Source organism: Craurococcus roseus (assembly GCF_039523795.1).
Taxonomy (GTDB): Bacteria; Pseudomonadota; Alphaproteobacteria; order Acetobacterales; family Acetobacteraceae; genus Craurococcus; species Craurococcus roseus.
Window position 1 is genome coordinate 16,636 of sequence record NZ_BAAAFZ010000009.1, and the last position, 18,893, is coordinate 35,528.

General features: G+C 72.5%; 19 protein-coding genes. 16 read left to right on the forward strand and 3 right to left on the reverse strand.

The genetic code is table 11. The features are described from left to right. Positions 1 to 349: 349 nt before the first annotated feature. Positions 350 to 601, reverse strand: a complete 252-nt coding sequence (locus tag ABD067_RS05660; RefSeq protein WP_343894212.1) for a helix-turn-helix domain-containing protein — start codon at positions 599 to 601, stop codon at positions 350 to 352. Between the two features lie 253 nt (positions 602 to 854). Here ABD067_RS05660 and ABD067_RS05665 point away from each other — a divergent pair, with 253 nt between their 5' ends. From ABD067_RS05665 to ABD067_RS05725, 13 genes are read left to right on the forward strand one after another with little or no spacing between them, the layout of a single operon-like run. Continuing rightward, positions 855 to 1,460: a lysozyme family protein gene (locus ABD067_RS05665; protein ID WP_343894213.1), complete on the forward strand. Its 606-nt coding sequence runs from the start codon at positions 855 to 857 to the stop codon at positions 1,458 to 1,460. Positions 1,461 to 1,479: 19 nt separating this feature from the next. Next, positions 1,480 to 1,689, forward strand: coding sequence for a hypothetical protein (locus tag ABD067_RS05670; protein ID WP_343894214.1), 210 nt, complete (start codon positions 1,480 to 1,482; stop codon positions 1,687 to 1,689). Between the two features lie 3 nt (positions 1,690 to 1,692). Then, positions 1,693 to 2,007 carry a VirB3 family type IV secretion system protein gene (locus ABD067_RS05675; protein ID WP_343894215.1) on the forward strand — a complete coding sequence of 105 codons (315 nt, stop codon included), beginning with the start codon at positions 1,693 to 1,695 and terminating at the stop codon, positions 2,005 to 2,007. Then, on the forward strand, positions 2,000 to 4,519 hold the full coding sequence (locus ABD067_RS05680; protein WP_343894216.1) for a VirB4 family type IV secretion/conjugal transfer ATPase: 2,520 nt from the start codon (positions 2,000 to 2,002) through the stop codon (positions 4,517 to 4,519). The genes ABD067_RS05675 and ABD067_RS05680 overlap by 8 nt, the downstream gene beginning before the upstream one ends. Next, the gene (locus tag ABD067_RS05685) at positions 4,516 to 5,271 is read left to right on the forward strand and encodes a type IV secretion system protein (protein ID WP_343894217.1); all 756 of its coding nucleotides are present in this window, start codon (positions 4,516 to 4,518) and stop codon (positions 5,269 to 5,271) included. The genes ABD067_RS05680 and ABD067_RS05685 overlap by 4 nt, the downstream gene beginning before the upstream one ends. Beyond that, positions 5,271 to 5,723, forward strand: a complete 453-nt coding sequence (locus ABD067_RS05690; RefSeq protein WP_343894218.1) for an EexN family lipoprotein — start codon at positions 5,271 to 5,273, stop codon at positions 5,721 to 5,723. Before ABD067_RS05685 ends, ABD067_RS05690 begins: the two co-directional genes overlap by 1 nt. Positions 5,724 to 5,729: 6 nt before the next feature. Continuing rightward, positions 5,730 to 6,716, forward strand: a complete 987-nt coding sequence (locus ABD067_RS05695; RefSeq protein ID WP_343894219.1) for a type IV secretion system protein — start codon at positions 5,730 to 5,732, stop codon at positions 6,714 to 6,716. An 8-nt stretch (positions 6,717 to 6,724) separates the two neighbouring features. Beyond that, on the forward strand, positions 6,725 to 6,886 hold the full coding sequence (locus ABD067_RS05700) for a hypothetical protein (protein ID WP_343894221.1): 162 nt from the start codon (positions 6,725 to 6,727) through the stop codon (positions 6,884 to 6,886). Further along, positions 6,883 to 7,629: a VirB8/TrbF family protein gene (locus tag ABD067_RS05705; RefSeq protein ID WP_343894222.1), complete on the forward strand. Its 747-nt coding sequence runs from the start codon at positions 6,883 to 6,885 to the stop codon at positions 7,627 to 7,629. Before ABD067_RS05700 ends, ABD067_RS05705 begins: the two co-directional genes overlap by 4 nt. Further along, on the forward strand, positions 7,626 to 8,573 hold the full coding sequence (locus ABD067_RS05710; protein ID WP_343894223.1) for a TrbG/VirB9 family P-type conjugative transfer protein: 948 nt from the start codon (positions 7,626 to 7,628) through the stop codon (positions 8,571 to 8,573). The genes ABD067_RS05705 and ABD067_RS05710 overlap by 4 nt, the downstream gene beginning before the upstream one ends. Then, positions 8,570 to 9,601, forward strand: a complete 1,032-nt coding sequence (locus ABD067_RS05715; RefSeq protein ID WP_343894224.1) for a TrbI/VirB10 family protein — start codon at positions 8,570 to 8,572, stop codon at positions 9,599 to 9,601. Before ABD067_RS05710 ends, ABD067_RS05715 begins: the two co-directional genes overlap by 4 nt. Further along, complete coding sequence (locus ABD067_RS05720; RefSeq protein WP_343894225.1) at positions 9,598 to 10,512, forward strand: ATPase, T2SS/T4P/T4SS family; 915 nt, start codon at positions 9,598 to 9,600, stop codon at positions 10,510 to 10,512. The genes ABD067_RS05715 and ABD067_RS05720 overlap by 4 nt, the downstream gene beginning before the upstream one ends. Further along, a complete protein-coding gene (locus ABD067_RS05725; RefSeq protein ID WP_343894226.1) occupies positions 10,512 to 12,875 on the forward strand; it encodes a type IV secretory system conjugative DNA transfer family protein in 2,364 nt (787 codons plus the stop codon). Before ABD067_RS05720 ends, ABD067_RS05725 begins: the two co-directional genes overlap by 1 nt. Before the next feature lie 216 nt (positions 12,876 to 13,091). Here the strand turns inward: ABD067_RS05725 and mobF are convergent, their stop codons facing one another. Both mobF and ABD067_RS05735 read right to left on the reverse strand, forming a co-directional pair. After that, complete coding sequence (gene mobF / locus ABD067_RS05730) at positions 13,092 to 15,944, reverse strand: MobF family relaxase (protein WP_343894227.1); 2,853 nt, start codon at positions 15,942 to 15,944, stop codon at positions 13,092 to 13,094. 3 nt (positions 15,945 to 15,947) lie between these two features. After that, on the reverse strand, positions 15,948 to 16,325 hold the full coding sequence (locus ABD067_RS05735) for a hypothetical protein (RefSeq protein ID WP_343894228.1): 378 nt from the start codon (positions 16,323 to 16,325) through the stop codon (positions 15,948 to 15,950). Positions 16,326 to 16,527: 202 nt separating this feature from the next. Here ABD067_RS05735 and ABD067_RS05740 point away from each other — a divergent pair, with 202 nt between their 5' ends. The 3 genes from ABD067_RS05740 to ABD067_RS05750 are packed head-to-tail and all read left to right on the forward strand — an operon-like array spanning position 16,528 to position 18,450. Continuing rightward, a complete protein-coding gene (locus ABD067_RS05740; RefSeq protein ID WP_343894229.1) occupies positions 16,528 to 17,046 on the forward strand; it encodes a hypothetical protein in 519 nt (172 codons plus the stop codon). Between the two features lie 5 nt (positions 17,047 to 17,051). Next, the gene (locus ABD067_RS05745) at positions 17,052 to 17,876 is read left to right on the forward strand and encodes a hypothetical protein (RefSeq protein WP_343894230.1); all 825 of its coding nucleotides are present in this window, start codon (positions 17,052 to 17,054) and stop codon (positions 17,874 to 17,876) included. A gap of 31 nt (positions 17,877 to 17,907) precedes the next feature. After that, a complete protein-coding gene (locus tag ABD067_RS05750; protein ID WP_343894231.1) occupies positions 17,908 to 18,450 on the forward strand; it encodes a hypothetical protein in 543 nt (180 codons plus the stop codon). Positions 18,451 to 18,893 lie beyond the last annotated feature (443 nt).

Consider the following 18,893-nt stretch of genomic DNA (forward strand, 5'->3'; position numbering starts at 1 on the left):
GCTTAGGGTTACAACCAGGCACCAAGGTGCTTGTGAGACCAAAATAAAGGTCGCTGGGCGAGACGGAGGATCGGTCATGCCCGACCGCTTCACCAAGCAGGCACTTCTCGGCGCGGTGCTGCCGGCCTCCTCGCTGATGCGGCCGTGCGTGCCCCCTGTCGGAGCCGCCGCACGGCGCACGCGCCCCGTGCGGGTGGCGCTCCTCCCGCCCGGTCAGTCCACGGATGCGCCGCCGCAGCGGCGTGGCGACGCGCTGACGCGGCGGGGCCGCGTCCCGCCACGCCGCCGTTATGCCGTAAGGGCTTCCACCGCCCTGGTCATCGGCCCGGCGTGTACGCGGGATGCGCCGTCACTTCGCCTCGTCGTCCGCGAAGGCGATGGTCGCCACGCCGTCCGCCACGCCGAGGAATCGTACCCTCCGGCTCTCCAGCGCGGCGCGGATCGCCCGCAGGTTGTTCACCATGGGGATGCGGTCGCCGCGTTCGAAGTCCTGGACCACCGGGCGGGACACGTCCGCCGCCTTCGCCAATTCCTCCTGGCTCCACCCTGCCGCCGTCCTCGCGACCCGGCATTGGATCGGGGTGAGGCCCGCCTGCGCCATTCGATCCTTGCCCTCACCTGGATGCCGTGGCATTCTGCCATAATATCCTGCAAAAAGCCACGACAAATGTTTGGCATGGCGAAGGAACATACAGCACTCCGTCAAAGGGCCGCACTGCGGGAAGCGCCGGTCGCGGTTCCGTTCCTGTGGCTGCGATGGCTGCCACCGGTCGGCATGGTCCCCCTGCGGCATCCGATGACAAAGAGGCGGAACCGGACCAAACCTGAAGGCGCAACCGCGGCCCTCCGGCCTGATGGCGGCCGGTGACGGGATGCCCGGCTTCTCGCCCATCGCGCCGGAGATGATCACTCGGGCACTCGCCGCCTGCATCGCGGCATTCCCGGTGGCGGGCGAAGCGCCGGCTCCGCGCGTGCTCGCCCACGCCGCGCACGAGAGCGGGCTCCAGCAATACGCCGTCGGCGTGAACCGGGACGGCCGGCGCGGCTTGCCGGCGGAGAGCCGCGCGTTCCGGACGGAAGCGGAGGCGGTGGCCTTCGCCCGCGCGAAGCTGGCGGATGGCCGCAGGGTCGATGCCGGCGTCATGCAGATCACGGACGCCAACTGGCCGGCCTACGGCCTCACGCTGGCGACCGTCTTCCGCGTCGAGCCGAACGTGTGCGCCGGCGCGCGCATACTCGGCGAGGCCTACCGGACCGAACGCCGCGCGGCCTGCCGGTACAACACCGGCCGCCCCGATTGCGGCAACGGCTATCCGGAGGCCGTGGACCGCGCCGCGGCCCGCCTGGCGGCTCCCGGCGCGCCGCGACCCGCCGCCGCTCCCGCCCCTGCCGCCCCTCCGCCGCCGCTCCCCGAAACCGGCCGCGGCCGCGCGGCGCGGGACGCCGTCTTCGCCCCCTGACACGATGGAGAACCGGACCATGGTCGCCTTCCTCCAGCAGATCTCCACCTTCATCACCGGCCCGTTCGGCATCGCGCTGATCATCATCGCGGTGGCATCGTCCTTCCTCGCCGCCATGCCGCCCTTCCGCGCGGTGCCGCCGGCGTCCGGCTTCGTGGCGCTGTTCTTCGGCGCGCTCGCCTTCGCGGCGGGGTGGGCGGTCCGCACCTTCATCAGCGTCGCGGCCTGACCGATGGCGGAGCCCGCTCCCCTCGTCGCCGACCCGCTGTTCCTGGCCTGCACCCGGCCGACCATGAAGCTCGGCGCGCCGATGGAAGCGGCCTACGCGAACCTGTTCTGCACCATCATCGGCGGCATGGTTCTCGGCTCGCCGCTGTGGTGGCTGCTCGTGCCGGTTGTGCATGTGCCGATGGTGGCGCTGGCCAACCGCAACCCGAACTTCTTCCACGAGCTGCGGATGTGGCTCGTGACCTACGGGCAGGTGATCGGCGCCGTGTTGCCGGCCCTGCCGTCCGCCTCCACCGGGAGGATGCCCACCAGTGCGTAGCCGCCGCCGTTCCGTGCTCCTCGGCGACCTGATGCCACTGGAGGAGCCGCTGACCGACACCACGCTCCGCCTCACCGACGGCGGCGCGTTCGCCATGTTCGGGCTGGACGGCCTCTCGGCGGAGACCGCCGACGTGGAAGAACTCAACGTCCGGCACGCGCGCGTCGAGCACACGCTGCGGAACATCGGCATCAACGACCGCCTCGTGCTGTCGCAATACGTTTGCCGCGGGATGGCGTCCCCGGCCGCGGTGCCGCCCGCTTCGCCGCTGCTGGCGCAGTGGGCACGGGACACGCACGATGAATACCGCGCGCGGCTGCTGGACCGGTCCCTCTACGCCAACCGCCTGTTCCTCGGCGTGCATCTGCGCCCCGCCGTGGCCGGGAACGAATGGCTCGACCGCCGCCGCGCCCGCAAAGGCAAGTCCGCGGACGGCGAGCGCGCGATCGACCGCGCCCGCCGCCTGGAAGACCTGTGCGGCTGGCTGGCGTCCGAGTTCGCCGACTACGGTCCGCGCCTGCTCGGCCTCGCGCCGCGCGGGCGCCAGGTCTTCTCCGAAGCCGCCGAGGCCCTGGCCTTCGCGCTCACCGGCGTGGAGCGCGAGGTGGCGCTGACCACCGGCCGCTTGGGCGACGTGGTGCTGGCCGAGGAAGTCACCTTCCACCGCGAGACCGTCGAGATGCGCGGGCCGGGCCATACCGTGTTCGCCGCGATGCTGGCGCTCCGCGAGTATCCCGCGGTCACGTCGCCGGGAATGCTGGACGCGCTGCTCTCCGCCGCCTTCCGGTTCACGCTTTGCCAGCACTACGAGCCGCTGTCGCGGTCCGGCGGCATGGGGCTCCTGACGCGCAAGCAGAACAAGATGGTCTGGGCCGGCAGCAAGGCGTTGAGCCAGGTCGCCGAGCTGGACCGCGCCGTGGACGCGCTGGAAACCAACCGCCTCTCCATGGGCCGGCACTGCCTCTCGCTCGCCGTGTTCTCGGACCGCGCCGGGACCGCCCTGTCCTTCCACGAACGCTTCCTGGCCGCGTTGCGCCGCGCTGGCCTGGGCGACCTCGCCGCCGACCGGGTGCGCGACACCCTGGAGGAGGTGGCCGGCAACCCGAACCGGGTGCCGCTGGCCGAGGCGGTCAACGACGCCTGGAAGCTGCTCGGCCGTTCCGGCGCTTCCGTCGCCCGGGAGAACAAGGCGCTGATGGCCGCGTGGCTGGCGCAGGTGCCGGGGAACCAACGCTACCGCTCCCGCCCCGGAGCGTGCTCGTCCCGGAACTTCGCGTCGCTGGCGCCAATGCACGCCTACCCGGCGGGTTCGGCGGTGTCGCGGTGGGGCGGGCCCATCGCCACGCTCCGCACCACGGGCGGCACCGCACACCCGTTCCACTGGCACGACGGCGACGGCGACGACGCGGTGGGCAACACCCTCATCACCGGCGAGACCGGCTCGGGCAAGACCGCCGGGACAGGGTTCCTCATCGCGCACACCGCCGGCCGTGCCGACTGCATCCTGCTCGACCACAAGCAGGGGTGGCACGCCCTGGCGCTGCACCTCGGCGGCTCCTACGGCGTGCTGGGCTCGGGGCGTCCCACCTTCGCGCCGCTGAAGGCGCTGGAGAACACCCCCCGCAACCTGGACCTGCTCAACCAACTCTTGCGCGGCTGCATCCGCCAAGGCGGGTGGCGCGACCTGACGACCGAAGAGGACCGCCTCCTGTCCCTCGGCATCGCCAGCGTCATGGAGAACGCCCCGGCGGACCGCTCCGTCGCCGAGGTCGCCGAGTTCCTGTCGCCCGATGTGGATGTGGACGGGGCCGGCGCGCGGCTGCTGAAGTGGTGCTGGGGCGGCGAACTCGGTTGGGCCCTGGACGCGCCTACGTGCTGCCTGGACCTGTCCGGCGGCATCGTCGGGCTGGACACCACCGAGCTGCTGACGAACTGCCGCGCCGCGGCGCCGGCCCTGCTTTACCTGTTCCACCGCATCGCGCTCCGCCTCGACGGCCACCGCAAGCTGCTCCTGGTGGTGGACGAGGGCTGGTCCGTGCTGCGCGATCCCGCCTTCCGCGACCCGATCGCGGCGCAGTTCCGCACCATCCGGTCGAAGAACGGCATCGTCGTGTTCATCACGCAAAGCCCGTCCGACGCGGTCGCCAGCGGCATCGCGTCCGAGTTGATCGAGCAATGCCCGAACCAGATCCACTTCCCCAACCCCCGCGCGTCGCGCGACGACTACGTGGACGGCCTCAAGCGCACGGTCGGCGAGTACGAAGCATTGAAGGAATTGCAGAAGGGCTCCGGCCGCTTCCTGCTCTGCAAGGGCGCACGCAGCCTCGTGGCGGAGCTCCCCTTGCGCGGCATGGCCGACCGCCTCGCCGTCCTGTCCGCCTCGGAAACCTCGCTCCGCGCCCTGGAGACGATCCCCGAAGTCGCGCGCCGCGACCCGGCCCGGCTGGGACCCGCGTTCATCGAAGCCCGCCGCGCGGCGCGGCACCGGCAAATCGCAGAGGTGCAAACATGAAGTCCGTCCTCCTGGCCGGCGTCGCCGCGCTGGCCTTCGCCCTGCCCCCGCGCGGGGCACGCGCGCAGTTCTGCGCCAACTGCACGCAGGAAGTCACGGAGATCATCCGCGAAGGCAAGCGCGCGATCGAGGTGGCGAAGCAGATCGGCCAAGGCGCGCAGATGATCGGCCAGGGCGTCCAGCAGATCCAGATCGCCCGCAGCACCTTCGACGCCTTCACGAACATCCACGACCTCGGCTCGGCGGTGGGCGCGTTCGGCTTGATCGGCATCCATAACCCGTTGCCGATCAATCCTTACGCCATGCAGAACCTGCTGAACGGGACCGGCGGCACGCAGGGCATGATCTCCAACATGTCCGCGCTCCACACCGGAGCTTCTTCGGCCAACACCCGGTTCCAGGTCCCGGTCACGCACTGGGCCGGCGCATTCCTGATGGAACAGGTGTCGGCCGTCTCCGGCTCGCAATCGGCGTCGTTGCAACTGCACCAGACGGCGGCGGAGCGGGCGAACCACATCGCCGGCCTACAGGCGCAGATCGCGCTGAACGCCGGCAACCCCGCCGCGCAAGCGTCGCTCGCCAACCAACTCGCCAGCTACCAAGCGCAGACCCAGAACCAGGCGGTCCAGGCCGCGGCGCTTTCGAACTACAGCACGATGCGCCGGGAAGCGGCCGAACTCATCCGCGAGCAGCGGTTGCAACAGAGCTTCGAGGACGTTTTGCAAGCCGGCCGCGCGCGGGGGTTCTATTGATGCGCCGGCGCTTGTTGACGCCCGACCTCCAAGGCGGGTTCTGGGTGCTCGCCGCGGTGCTGCTCGCTTGTTCCTTCCCGGCGTCGGGGCAGGAGCGCCGCGGCGAACGCACCGCGTCGTGGTACGCCGACCGCCCGGCCGTGCTGCGCGACATCACCGAGGCGTGCCGCGACGATCCCGGCCGCCTCCGCAACTCGCCGGACTGCATCAACGCCGCGCAGGCTCGCGTCATCGTCGCCGAGCGCATGGCCCGCGCGTCGGCCGGCACCCCGCGGAACGAGCACGAGCGCAACCGCGGGAACATGCTGCCACCGACCTCGCGGGAGTATTGGACGACGCGCCCGCAGGAGCGCGCGCAACAGATCGCGCAATGCAACCGCGCCCCGGTGGAGCGGATGCCGCCCACCAGCCTGATGCCCCGCATCTGCGCCGCGGCCCGCTCGGGGTCGTGAACGCCGATGCAGTGGGAAGTCTTCACCACCCTCTACAACCTGCTAGCGACGCCGCTGATCGGCGGCGTTGACGCCATGGTGGGCGCGGTCGCGCCGTGGGTGCGCGGCGTGTTGCTCGCCGGGCTGGTGGTGACGATCTCGGCCGGCCTCTTGCTCAAGTCCCTGCGTCCGGCGACCGAGCCGTTGTCGGATTTCACCGGCATGTTGCTGGCCGGCGCGCTCGCCGTGTTCGTCGCCGGCTCGGCCGTGAACTACGGCGCTTACGTCCGCGACATCCTCCTCACCACCATCCCGCAGGAGGTAGGAGGCGCGCTCGCCGGAGCGCTCGGCAACCGCGCGGTGAACGGCGCCTTCTTCGATGAGCTGTTCGCTAAGGCGTTCTTGGCGGGCCTCGCCGTGTTCCGCGCCCTGCCGTGGACGCTCGCCGCGATCCCGCTCGGGATCCTCATCGTCCTCTATTGGATCGTCGCCGTCGCCGCCATCGCCTTCGTCTTCCTCGTTTGGCTCAAGGCGTTCGTCTTCATCGCGCTGCTCGTCGGTGTCGGCCCGGTGTTCCTCGCCCTGTTCGTGTTCCCGTGGTTCCGCGGCTTCGCGCAAGGCTGGTTCAACACCGTGGCGTCGAGCGTGGTCCTGCAAATCCTCCTCGCCGCCCTGCTCTCGCTGTTCATGACGGTGATGACGCAACTGCTCTCGCAGATCGCGGCCGAGACCCGCGGCGGCAACGAAATCGTGGCGCTGCAACACCTCCTCGCCGGCATGGTCGTCCTGGTCGGCGTCGGCTGGCTGGTTTGGCAGTTGCACGGCGCCGCCAACGCCATCGGACACGGCTTCTCCGGATACGCGCGCTCGCAGGGCCGGCGCTTGACCCGCCCGCCCCCTCCTCCGCCGCGCGATCCGCAGCCGTTGCCGCCCGGCAACCCGTCCGTGCCACCTCCCTCGGATGCCGGCCACCGCCGCCAGCAGCCGCCCGGCCCCTCCCTCTCCAATACATGAGGAAAGACATGCGCCTCGCCGCCGCCTTCGTGGTCCTCGCGTCGCTCGCCGCTTGCTCGGACGGCCCGCGGAAGCTCGCCGAGCCGTCCGGGCCGGTGTTCCGCCTCAATCCGGAGAGCTGGGCCGAAGCCGAGCGCTCCGCGCTGCCGCCGGTGGCGTCCGCCCGATGAGCGCCGCCGTCCGCCTCGCCCCCGGCACCATGAAGCACGAGCCGCTGACGCCGGAGGCCGCCAAGGCGGCGATGCAAGGCGCCGGCCCGCGCGCCGACGAGATCGAGCACTCGCGCCGCGCCTTCCGCAAGGCGGGGTGGATCGTCGGCGGGGTCGGATCGCTGGTCGGCCTCCTGGGCGTCGGCGCCGCCGCGTGGGTGGTGGTGCGGGCGGAGCCGACACGGACGCACTTCGCGCTGGTGGACAGCGTGACGAGCCGCGTCACCGCCACCGTACCCGCGACCGACGCGCCGCGGCTGTTCAGCGACGACACCGCGCGCCAGTACCTCCGCGCCTTCGTGGAGAACTGCGACGGCTACCTGCGCCCGGCCGTCACGCAGATGCTGGAGCGCTGCACCACGCTGATGAACCCGGCGATGCAGAGCCGGTACAGCGACGGGTTCCGGCTGTCCAACCCGCAGAGCCCGCAGCGCATCTACAACGCGCTGAACGCCAGCGTCCTGCCGAACAACTTCCGCTTCTCCGCTTACCCGGGCGAGGGCCGGATCAAGACCTGGATCGTGCGCTACACGCGCTGGGAAGTGTCGAGCGCCGGACAGGGCGCGCCTCGCGACTACGCGGCGACGGTGCATTTCGAGTGGCGCCCCGAACTCTCGATGACGAAGGAAGCGCGCGAGATCAACCCCGCCGGCTTCCAGGTCGTCGGCTACAGCTTCGAACCCGACAAGGGGCAGGGCCAATGAAGAACTTCCTGGTGACCACCGCGGCGGCGGTGGCGGCGGCCCTGCCCGCCCACGCCCTCGACGTCCCGGAGCGCATCAACCCGGACGAGCCGCACATGCGGCGGCAGGTCTACAACCCCGCCGGCCGCACGCACCTGGTGCTGACCATGGGGCGCTCCGCCATCCTCACCTTCGGCCAGGACGAGCAGGTCAAGCGCGTCATGTTCGGCACCGAGGGACTGATGAGCGGCCCGAAGCCGCAGGACGTCCAGGGCGGCGGCGGACAGGGCGCGACGATCGGCAACAACCTCCCGCTCTGGGGGGACGCGGTGGGCGTCACGACGCTGCAAGTCATCACGCACCGCCCCGGGCATCCCGACCGGCCCTACCAGTTCACCGCCGAGGTCCGGCAGTTGCCGGCGACCTGTGCCGGCGGCCTCGACACGCGCCGCTGCTCGGAAGACCCCGACGCCGTCTTCGGCCTCACCTTCGTGTATCCAGAGGACGAGCGGCAGCGCCGCGCCACGGCCGCCGCCGAGGCCCGGCAGAACAACGCCGTCCGCTCGCGGGCGGTCCGCGAGCAGCGCGAGACGCAAACCGCGCGCGACCGCCTCGCCGTGGATTTCCGTTGCCTGAACGAGCTTTACGAGGCGCAAGGCAGCGCGTCCATCGTGCCGGACAAGACGTGCGACGACGGGCAGGCGACGGGTTTCCTGTTCCGCGGCAACCGCCCCGTGCCCGCCGTCTTCCTGATCGGCGCGGACGGCAAGGAACAGTCCGTGCGGCCCGCCATGCACGGCGACTGGATGGTGGTCCCGGCGCTGCGCGGCGAGATGCGGCTCCGCCTCGGCGGCGCGGTGCTGGCGGTGTGGAACCGCCGGCTGGACGCGATCGGCCGCAACCCCGGCACCGGCACGTCGAGCCCCGACGTGATCCGCGAGGTGGTGGAGGCGCGGAGCCAGTGAGCGGCATCGATGAACGCCACGGGGCGCCGGCCGCCCGCGCCCCGTGGCTCACATCCGGCCAGCGCGTAGGCCTCGGCGTGGTCGGCACGGCGGCGCTGGTGGCCGTCGTGTTCTGGCAGAACCCCGGCGCGCACGCGCCCGAGACGGCGCCGCCGGCGTCGCACACCCTCTCCCGCGCCTCAAACGTGGAGATCGCCGCCGGGGCACCGCCAGCCGCGACACCGGCCCCGGCGGCGCCCTCAGGCCCGCCGGCAGCGCCGCAGCCGCCCGCCGTCGGCGCGGCCGCCGAGCGCCCGGCGCGCATGACCTCGTTCGCCGTCGCCTCGCCGCCCGCCCCCGCCGCGTCTCCCGCCTCGGCCGCCGCTGCCGCCTCGCCGAACGCGGGATCCGCGACCAACGTCGCGTTCAAGGGGGAGACGATCGTCGGCGGCCGCGCCGGCCGCGCGATGGACTTGGTGAACACGCTGATGCCGGGCTTGTATAAATGCACCCTCGACGTGGCGATTTCGTCCGAGCGGTCCGGCCCGTTCTTCTGCCACACCACGGACGACATCAAATCGCCCGGCCGCGTGACGCTCATGGAAGCCGGGACGGTGATCCAGGGCAGCTACCAGAGCGACGTGCGCCCCGGCCAGGCGCGCATCCTGTCCATGGCCGCCGTCGCCACGACGCCGAATGGCATCCCCGTCCCCCTCGGCGCCCCGGTCGGCGACGCCCTCGGCCGCATCGGCATGGAGGGCGCCGTGAACCGCCACGTCATGGAGAAGTTCGGCGCCGCCACGTTCCTCTTGCTCGGCCAGGGCGCGATTTCTTCCGTGCAAGCCGCGCTGCAAGGGCTGGCCTCGTCGGGCGGCGGCAACACCTTCCTCAACCTCCAGACCGGCTCGGTGCAAAGCGTGGTCGCCGAAGTGCTGCGCGGCAACATCGGCATCCAGAACACCGTCGAGGTCAACCAGGGAGAGGAGATCGCCTTCCTCGTGACGGCGCCGATCTCCTTCGCCGACAGCTACCGGCTGAGGCCCCGGTGACGCGCCGCGCCGGCGAAGCGACCCTCCTGCGCCTCCTCTCGCCCTTCGCGGCCGCACTGGCGTCGCCGGGCACCCGCGAGGTGGTGGTGAACCGGCCGGGCCGGTTCGCGGTTGAGGGCAGCGATGGCTGGACGTGGCACGACGCGCCCGAGCTGACCTACGCCCGCCTCGACGCCATCGCCACCCTTTCCGCCGCGCGCACGTCGAAGCGCGTCGGCCCCGACCGCCCGACCTGCTCCTCCGTCCTGCCCGGCGGGGAGCGCATCGCCACCGCCCGGCCGCCCGCGACGGCGCCCGGGACCGTCAGCCTCAACATCCGGCGCCGCGCCAAGGACTTCACGCCGACGCTCGGATGGCTGGAAGCGCAGGGCTATTTCCGCCCCGTGCCGGGCCGCGGCGCCGACTGGTGGCAGCGCGCCGTCGCCGCGAACAAGACCGTGCTCGTGGTCGGCTCGATCGGCAGCTCGAAGACCACCTTCGCGGAAGCGCTGCTGCGCGCCATCCCGCTGCATCGGCGCCTCGTCACGATCGAGGACACGCCCGAGTGGCTGGACCTCCCGCACGAAAACTGGCTGCCGCTGTATTTCGACGGCGAACGCCGGACGGCCATCGACTGCGTGCAGGAGGCCATGCGGCAGCGGCCGGACGACATCCCTTTCCAGGAGCTGCGCGGCCCGGAAGCCTGGGCGTTCCTGCGCGCCCGCGTCATCGGGCACCGCACCATCGGCACGGTCCACGCGGCCGACTGCGCCGCCGCCTTCGACGCCGTCGCGCTCATGGTCCGGCAGAGCGAGGAAGGCCGCACCCTGCCGGAAAGCACCGTGGACGGCTTGTTGCGCCAGCACATCGACGTCGTGGCGCACGTCTCGCGCGACCCCTTCCGCATCACCGAGGTCATGGAGCTGCGCTGATGACCCTCCGCGGACAGATCCTCAGCACCGCCGCGGCCGTCTCGATCGCCGGGTGGCTCCCCGCCGCGTCGGCCGGATACCTCGGCATGGCGGGGATGTGGGCCCATCCGTTCTTCGCTTCGGGCGTCCACTGGACCTGGGCCTGGGCAACCTACCTGCCGACCGGCGCCACCAACTGGTGGTCGGTGCTGCTGTTGGGCGCGTCCGGCATCATGGCGAGCTTCCCCGCGCTGTTCACCGCGGCGCTGGCCGTGGCCGGCACGGGCCGCGACAAGCAGCCGCTGCACGGCGAGACGGGCTGGCTGAGCGACCGGGACGCGAAGCGCGGCGGGTTCTCCTATAGCCGGCTTCCGCGTCTGGACAGCATCGTCATCGGCGCGCGGGGGTTCGGCCCGCTGCGCCGCTACGTCGGGCTTCCGGGCGAGGAGCACGCGGCGTTGACCGCGAAGACGCGGAGCGGCAAGGGCGTCTCGGTCGTGGTGCCGAACGCGCTCAACTGGGGCGGTTCGCTGGTTTCCTTCTCCGTGAAGCGCGATGTGTTCGAGGCAGCAGCCGGACACCGGCGCCGGACGGGCGATGCGGTCTTCATCTTCGACCTTTCGGACCCGGCGCGGCGCACCCACCGCTGGAACCCGTTCGGCTACGTGCGGCGCGGGCAGGTCGAGACCTACGGCGACATCTACCGGGCCATGTGGTTCCTCGTGCCCGAGACGAAGAGCAACAACCCCTTCTTCGACAATGCGGCGCGGAAGATGGGCGCGGCGCTGGCCGTGATCCTGGCCGAGACGCCCGGCGCGAAGCTGAACGTCGCCGCGGTGCTCGGCTCTGTGCAGCGCCCCGACTGGCCGAAGTACCTCGGCGGGTTGATCGAAGAGGCGCGCGCGCAGGGCCGCCCCTACTCGCTCTCGGCCGTCAACATCCTGCTCGGCATGATCGCCCGGAAGGACGAGAAGGAAGCGCGCGACGTGATCGTCACGCTGACGACGGCCCTCGGCCTGTGGGATGATCCGGTGGTCGCCGCCGCGACGGAGGAAAGCGACTTCGACCTGGCCGAACTCCGATGCGAGCGCATGGCGGTTTTCGTCTGCGGCGGCCCTGCCGACATCCGCATCTATCGGCCGGTCTACGGCCTGCTGTTCCAACAGCTCGTGCAGATGAACACGCGGGGCGAGTTCGGACGGGACCCGCGCCACCGGCACCGGGTCTTGGGCATCCTCGACGAGTTCTGGGCGCTCGGGAAGCAGGACGTCCTGGCGGACGCGTCCGCCTTCACGGCGTCCTACGGCTTCCGGTGGGCCTATGTGCAGCAATCCGAGGAACAGAGCGTGGCGGCCTTCGGCCCGGAGGGCGCGAAGAACCTCTTCACCAACACGGGGGCGCGGCTGGACTTCGGCGGCATGGACCGCGAGGCGGCCGAGAAGATCAGCCGGTGGGCCGGCGAGAACACGGTCAAGGCGAAGTCGCGCAGCGGCCCGGCGTTCTTCTCGTGGTTCGCCGTGGACAAGGGCACGAAGAGCGAGAGCGAGCGCCCCCGCCCGCTCGTGCTGCCGCAGGACGTGCAAAGGCTTTCCGCCGGCAAGCTCCTCGTGCGCCGGGGCAACCTGCGCCTGTTCAAGCTGGACCGCGTCGTCTCCCACCACGACCCGTGGTTCAGGCGTTTCGCGTGGTCTTCCGATCCGGACCACAAGCCCCTCGGTCCACCCCCGCCCGGCGTCCCGCCGCTCGCGGTGGAGGTGGTGCGCGAGGACCTCGCCGCGATCGCCGCCGCGCGCCGCGAAGCGGCCCAGCGCGCCGAAGCGGCGGCGCGCGCGAGGGCCGAGGAAGCCGATGAGAAGGGACGCGCGAGAGCCGCAAAGGCCGAGGCGACGGCGCGCGGCCGGGCGGAGCGCATCGAGGAGGCCGAACGCAGGAGATCGGAGCGCGCCGAGGAGGCCCGCGCGAAGGCGCAAGCCAAGCGCATGGAGGCCGAAGCCAAACGCGCCGAGGCGGTCCAGGAGGCCGGGCGGCAAGCCGAGGCCCAGCGCGCCCGATCCGAACACCGGCTCGCGCAACTCCAAGCGGCGCAGCGCGGCGCGGCGGCCGCGGAAGCCGAAGCGGCCGCGGGAGCCCGCGACGCCGCGGCCAAGGCGGCAGCCGCGACGGAAGCGGCGAAAGCGGCCCGTGCCGATGCCAAGGGCGGGGGCGCGACCGCCACCGAGGAAGCGGCCCGGCTCGCGGCACAGGCCGCCGAGGCGACGGAAACGGCGCGCCAAGCCAAGCTGCGGGCATCGGCCGCGGTCCGCGACGCCAAGGCCGCGGCGAAGCGGCTGGAGGCGTTCGAGCGGGCGTTCGAGGCGACGCACCGGTCCGCCGACGCGGCCTGAACGACCGTCTTGTTCCTGCAATCCGTTCTCTGGAGGGACATGAGCCCGGCGTTCTCCGGAGCCGACGCGATCCAGACGCCGGCGCGCGCAGCGGAGGGCAAGGGCGGCGCGGCCGGGACCGGACCCGCGCGCAGCCGCAGGCGAGCACGGGGAGGATCCACCCCTTGCCCGCAGCGAGCACGCCGGCACCCTCCTCCGTCGAGGCCCGGGACGGTTTCACCGCTCGATCCCGCGTTCCATCCCGCGCGAGGCCGACCGTTCGCGCGGGGCGGCGTGCCTCGTTTCCCGCCCACGCCGCGCCCCCAGGACGCGCTCCGCCACGGCCCGCCTCGCCACCGTCACGGCCTTCGCCGCGCGGTCCATGGCGTACCCCACGCGGCTCAGCCTCGGCGCGTCCGACACGGCGCGGTGGTTCCCCGTCCGGAGCCACGCGGCGCGGTCGCGCACGAAGTCGGCCGCGTTGACGCCATCGGGCGATCCGCGCGCGGACTGGAGGAAGGCCTTCCGCACCGCCTCCGGATCCGCCTTCCGGCCGTCCACCGAGAAGCGCTCGCCGATCGCCCCGGCGTCCACGAACAGCACCGCGTCCTTGCGGTGGCGCGTCATCGCCACATAGGCGCGGTCCGCGCCGAGCCCGGCGCCGCCGAAGACCATCGTGTAATCGACCGTGCGGCCCTGGCTCTTGTGGATCGTCTGGGCGTAGGCGTGCTGCATGACCGGCAGGCGCCGCGCCGGGTCCTGGTCCTGGTCCTTCCGGAGCGGCGGCGCCAGGTCGGACGCGCGGAGCGCCACGTCCTTGCCGGTGCGGTCCAGCCGCAGGGTGAACGTCGGATCGGCGCCGGGTTCGACCGCCCTCACGGTCGCCACGTCGTTCGCCAGCACGTCCCACCCGGCCTTCGTCAGCGTCCTCCCAAGAGCGACGCGATCGCCCGTGCGGACTTCCATGGTTCGGGCCTCGCCGTTCCCGCCCCGCCTGCCGCCCGCGTGGATGGCCCGCAGCGTCACCGCCCGGGCGCCGAGTTCGCCGGCCGCCATGGCCCGGCCCCGCAGCTCGGCGTTGAGCGCGTGCACCTCGGCGTTCCGGCCCGCCAGCACCAGCCGGGACGCCCGCGGACGGGCCTTCCGGTTCGCTTCCCACGCGTCGCCGAGCCGCTTCAGCGCGTCGCCGGCGTCCTTGGCGTAGACGACGCGGCCCTTCGCGTCGTACCGCGCCAGCCCCTCGACGCCGTCGCCGTCCCCGAACGCCTTGCTGGCCTCGCGCTGCCAGCCGTGCAGGTCCTGCCGGCGGACCTCCGCCAGCCGCGACACGCCGATCGTGTCCGCGATCGCGGCGAAGGCGGCGCCCGGTTCCACACTGCGGAGCTGCCCGCGGTCGCCGGCCAGGACCACCTTGGCCTCGGCCTCGCGGGCGTGCCGCAACAGCGTCGCCACGTCGCGCGACCCCGCCATGCCGGCCTCGTCCACCAGCACCACGTCGCCGCGGCCCAGGACGGCCTCGCCGCGCTCCAGGTCTTTCACGAACCCTTGGAGCGCCCGCGCCTGAGTCCCGGTGTCCTTGCCGACCACTTCGGCCGCCTGCCACGACGGCGCCAGGACGACGACGCGCGCGCCGCTTTCCCGGGCCGCCTCCGCCACGGCGCCAAGGGCGTAGCTCTTGCCGGTGCCCGCCAGCCCTTCCACCGCCACCACCCCGCCGGCGCCGGTCGCGTGGCGCACCGCCGCGACTTGCTCCCCCGCCATGGTGGGCCGCCGTGCTATGGCGGCTTCCACGGCATCGGCCCGGATGGGGCCGGCCTCCCCGCGGCGCTCCGTCGCGTCGAGGATCATCCGCCGCTCGCGGTCCAGCACCGGCTCCGTGGTGAACACGCGTTCGCCGTCCTTCGTGCGGCCGAGTTCCAGGGTCCGCCCGTCCGAGAGCAGCCGGTCCGCCTCGGCCTTGGCCGCCGCGGCGCCTCCGCCCCGCGTCTGCGCCGCCTCCGCCACCAGCCGCCGCAACTCCCGCTCGGTGGCGATCGAACGGCGCTCCATGGCATCCGCGAGCGCCGCGTCGCCCGCCGATCGCTCCGGCCTCTGGTGGTGCCGAGCGGCCTCCCTGGCGTCCCGCCAGACGCGATCGGGGCCGACGCCGTGCCGGCCCATGTCGGCGGCCCATCGCTTTTCCAGGTCGGTGTCGGCCGGGACCGTGTCCTTCGCCCGCCGGGTCCGCCGCGCCGCCTGCTCCTTCGCCAGCCGCGCCGCCTTGCCGTCCATGCCGGCCGCGTCGCCGGCGCCGGCGAGCACCTGGCCACGCCGGGTGGACCACGCCTCGGCCAGCGCGCGCGGCGCGCCCACGATGCGGAAGGCTTGGCCGTCGGCCTCCACCGCCAGCCCGCGCCGCTCCATCCGGTGCGCCAGCTCCGCCCGGAAGACGGCGCCGCCATAGGTCTTGAAGGGGTAGAGCTTGGCCGGATCCAGGGCGCCGATCGTGCCGTCGGCGCGCCGGCCGGCGTTGATGGCGACGGCATGGGCGTGCAGCTGCGGCTCGCCGGCCCGACTGGTGGCCTGGGGGAACACCGCGGCCATCACGTCAGCCGCCACCTCGCGCGTCGCGCCGGCCTTCCCGCGTCGCGTCTCGAAGACGCCCCGCTCGTGCAGAGCTTGCAGCCCGGCCTTCGCCGACGCGGCCAGGTCCTCGAGGATCGCCCGGCGGGTCTCCGGATCGGCCGCCGCGTAGAGCACGGACACGTCCTTCGGCGCCGAGAAGGTCAGGTCCCAGCCGCCGACGCGGGTGTTGCGCGCGGCGCCCTGGACCAGCTTGGCACCGTCGAGGCCGACGCCGTCCAGGGCGGTCCGGAGCTGCCCGGGCACGATGGGCGCGCCGTCCGGCGCCAGCTTGCCTCCGGCCGACCACCACCGGGCGAGCGGGGCGGCGGGGTCCGCCATCCGGTACTCGTCCGCCGCTTTGGACGCCGACCGGGCCAGGGCCATGCGGTCGGTCAGGTCGCGCCGGACCTCGCCCTCGTAGTAGTCGGCCAACGCCGCGGCGCCGGCCGCTCCCGCCCCGCCGCCGATCCGCTTGACGGACAGCACGCCTCAGCCGCCGCGGAGGCCGAAATTGTCCGGCTCGGGTTCCAGGGGCACCACCGCGCCCGCGACGGTCCCGACCGCCTCGGCGATCTCGGTCAGCGACCGGCGGACCTGCTCTTGCCCCTGCGCCACGGCTTCGGCCGAGGGCAGGAGTTTGGCGAGGGCGGCCGCCGTCCGTTCCAGGGAGGCGGCCGCGGCGGCGAGGCTGGCGGGGTCGGCCGCGGCGCCCGGGGCCTCGGCCGGCGCCGGGTCGCGCAGCATCGCCACCACGGCGCCGCGGGCGGCCTCGCTGGGCCGCAGCCCGCGCGCCGCCGCGTACAGCTGCAGCGCGTCCCACTCGGCGGGCGCGAGGGTGATGGTCACGCGGGGCAGTTCGGTGGGCATGTCCGGTCCCCCTTGGCTGTGGTGTTGCACCGGAAGGTGCCGCGCCGTGTGAAGCCTAACATCCTACCTTTCTAAGCTCTACACTTTCCTTACGGTATCTTTACAGCGCAACACAGCTTTTGCACACGCTTCGCACATGTTTACACCCTTGATGTTCTTGGGATACAGAGTGGAGGACAGTAAGCGGATAGGGGCACCCGGCTTGGCCGATGATCCGTTCCGAAAGCGGCTGGAGGAACTCGCCCCGGCCCCCAAGGGTCAGGACCCCTCAGCCGCCCGGACGCACATTCGAAACAACTTCGAGCACATCACGGCCGCCCGGAAGCGCGGCGTGATCTGGCGGCAAATCGCGGACCTCATGGACGCCGAGGGGATCAAGGCGGCGGATGGCTCGCCGCTCTCGCCGGCCGAGACCCGAGCTTTGTACCACGCCGAACGTTACACGCGTGGCGCCCGTAGGAGGCGCCGGCCCGTGCAGCCGAAGGTGGCTCAAGCTGAGCCGGTTTCCCCGGCGCCAGAGCCGGCCACGGCCGACCATTCCGGCTCCGTGGTTTCTAGCCAAGTCGCCCAGAAACCATCCGAGCCTGCACCCGAACCGCCCGAGGCACCCGCTTCGGTCGCGGCGGACCCGGACCTGGCCCGCGTCCTGGGCGGCATTCGGGAGTTGCCCACCGTCCCCCCGCCCAACTTCCGCGCCGGCTGGCGCAAGAAGGAGAGCTAGACCAAATGGCGAAATCCACCGGCACCACCACGCCCGCCGTCGAAACCGCCATCGTCGCGTCGGACAAGGGAGGCGTCGGCAAGACGCTGACGGCGCATCTGCGCGTGGCCCGGCACCAGATGCAGAACGGCGGCCGGTTGCCGGTCGTCGTCGAGGTGGAGAGCGAACCGCGACTGTCCGCCATCTTCGGCGCCGACAACGTGAAGTTCTTCCCGGTCGAGTTGGACCCCGCCCGGCTGGAGGCGGACCCGTCCCTCGCCTACGCGACGTGGGACGCCGTCGCGGACGTGGTGAAGCGCTCCGGGACGACGGTCGTGCTCGACCTCGGCGCGAACCTCGTGGTGCCGTTCTGCCGCTACGTCGCGGAAGCCGGCGACTACGGCCCGTGGGGGAAGGGCGACGCGGTGACGTTCTTCGCGGTGGCGACGGGCGAAAGCCGGGCCGTCAGCAGCGCCCGCGCCGCCCTGTTCCACGTCCGCGCCGCGCTCCCCGCCAGCCGCCGGTTCTTCACGCTGAACCAAAGGGACGAGAGGATCTTCCCGCTCGACGTCGAGAGCGCGGGCGTGAAGGAGATCATCGCGGAGACCGGCGCGACCGGCGCGATCCGCATCCCCTGCTGCACCTCGGCCGCCTTCGCCCCGATGACGGACGCGAACGCGCAGTTGACCGAAGCGGTGAAACTCTCTCCGGACCACTGGGAACGCGAACTCGGCCTGCCGGGGCCGGCCGCGGCGAGGGCGGCGCACCGGCTGGCCCTCTTCCTGCGCGACGGCGCCGCCGCCTTCGACGCGGTCTACGGGGACGCGCGGGCGGATGCGCCGGCCGTCTGACACCGCACCCAAGCCGCTTGGGTGGTCTGAGTTGGACGCGCTGGTGTCCCGCCGCGCCATCCAGGCCGAGCGGGCCACCGACGCCGAGGTCGACCGCATCGTGGCCCTGCCGGACCCGATGGACCGGATGGCGGCGCACGCCGCCCTCGTGCGGCTGCTGGGCGAGGACGGCACGGCCCTCTCGCCGGCCGCGTCCGACCGCATCTTGCGGACGCTGCACCGGGACGCCGAGGCGCGCGAGCGCGACGAACGGCGCGCGCGCTGGCTGGCCGAGCGCCGCCGGTTGGCGCTGCTGCACGCCCTGCGGCCGATCGCGGCGGCCGGCTGCGCCGTCGCGGCGGTGCTGCCGTTCGTCGCGGGCGCGTGGCGGTGGGGTTGGGGCCTGGGCTACGCCCTCGCGCTGTTCCTGACGTCGGGGGCGGGTTTGGCCGGCATGGCGCTGGCCGTGGTCGGGGCCGGCGTCCTGGCCCGGCTGGCGGGCCGCGCGAGCAGCCTGGAAGGGCTGGCCTGGCCGCTGCTGGGTGCCCTCGCCGCCGGCACCGCCGGGCTGGCCGTCGCGGTGGCTGGGGTCTGAGGCGCCGCGGACCTCCACGACCAGCGTGGCACGACACCCCCGCCCCTCAACGGCCTGCGGCCGTCCTCCGCTCCGCTGCGGCCCCTCCGGGGTGACCGGCGGGGGCTTACGTGCCGTCGGGGAGCTTGTCGGCTCCGGAGGAACGTCGAGGCTTCGTCCCACCAAAGGAACAGGTTCGAGCTCGCGGCCGGGAAGCCAACGGGCGGAGTTCATGAAGCCGGTGCAGCAGGCCCAGGACACGGCGAAGCTGCTCACCGATCATTGGGAGCGGGAGCAAGTCACTAAGCCTAAAGGCTGGCGGACTTGGCTGCTGGGCAAATAAAAAAGGCGACCGGAATGATCCGGCCGCCCTTTTAAAGGTTCTACCCTGGGCGCATACTTTCGCAGAGACGCTTACCAGGGTGTACGAAAACGAATGTAATTGTTTTGCCTATGGTTTGCAA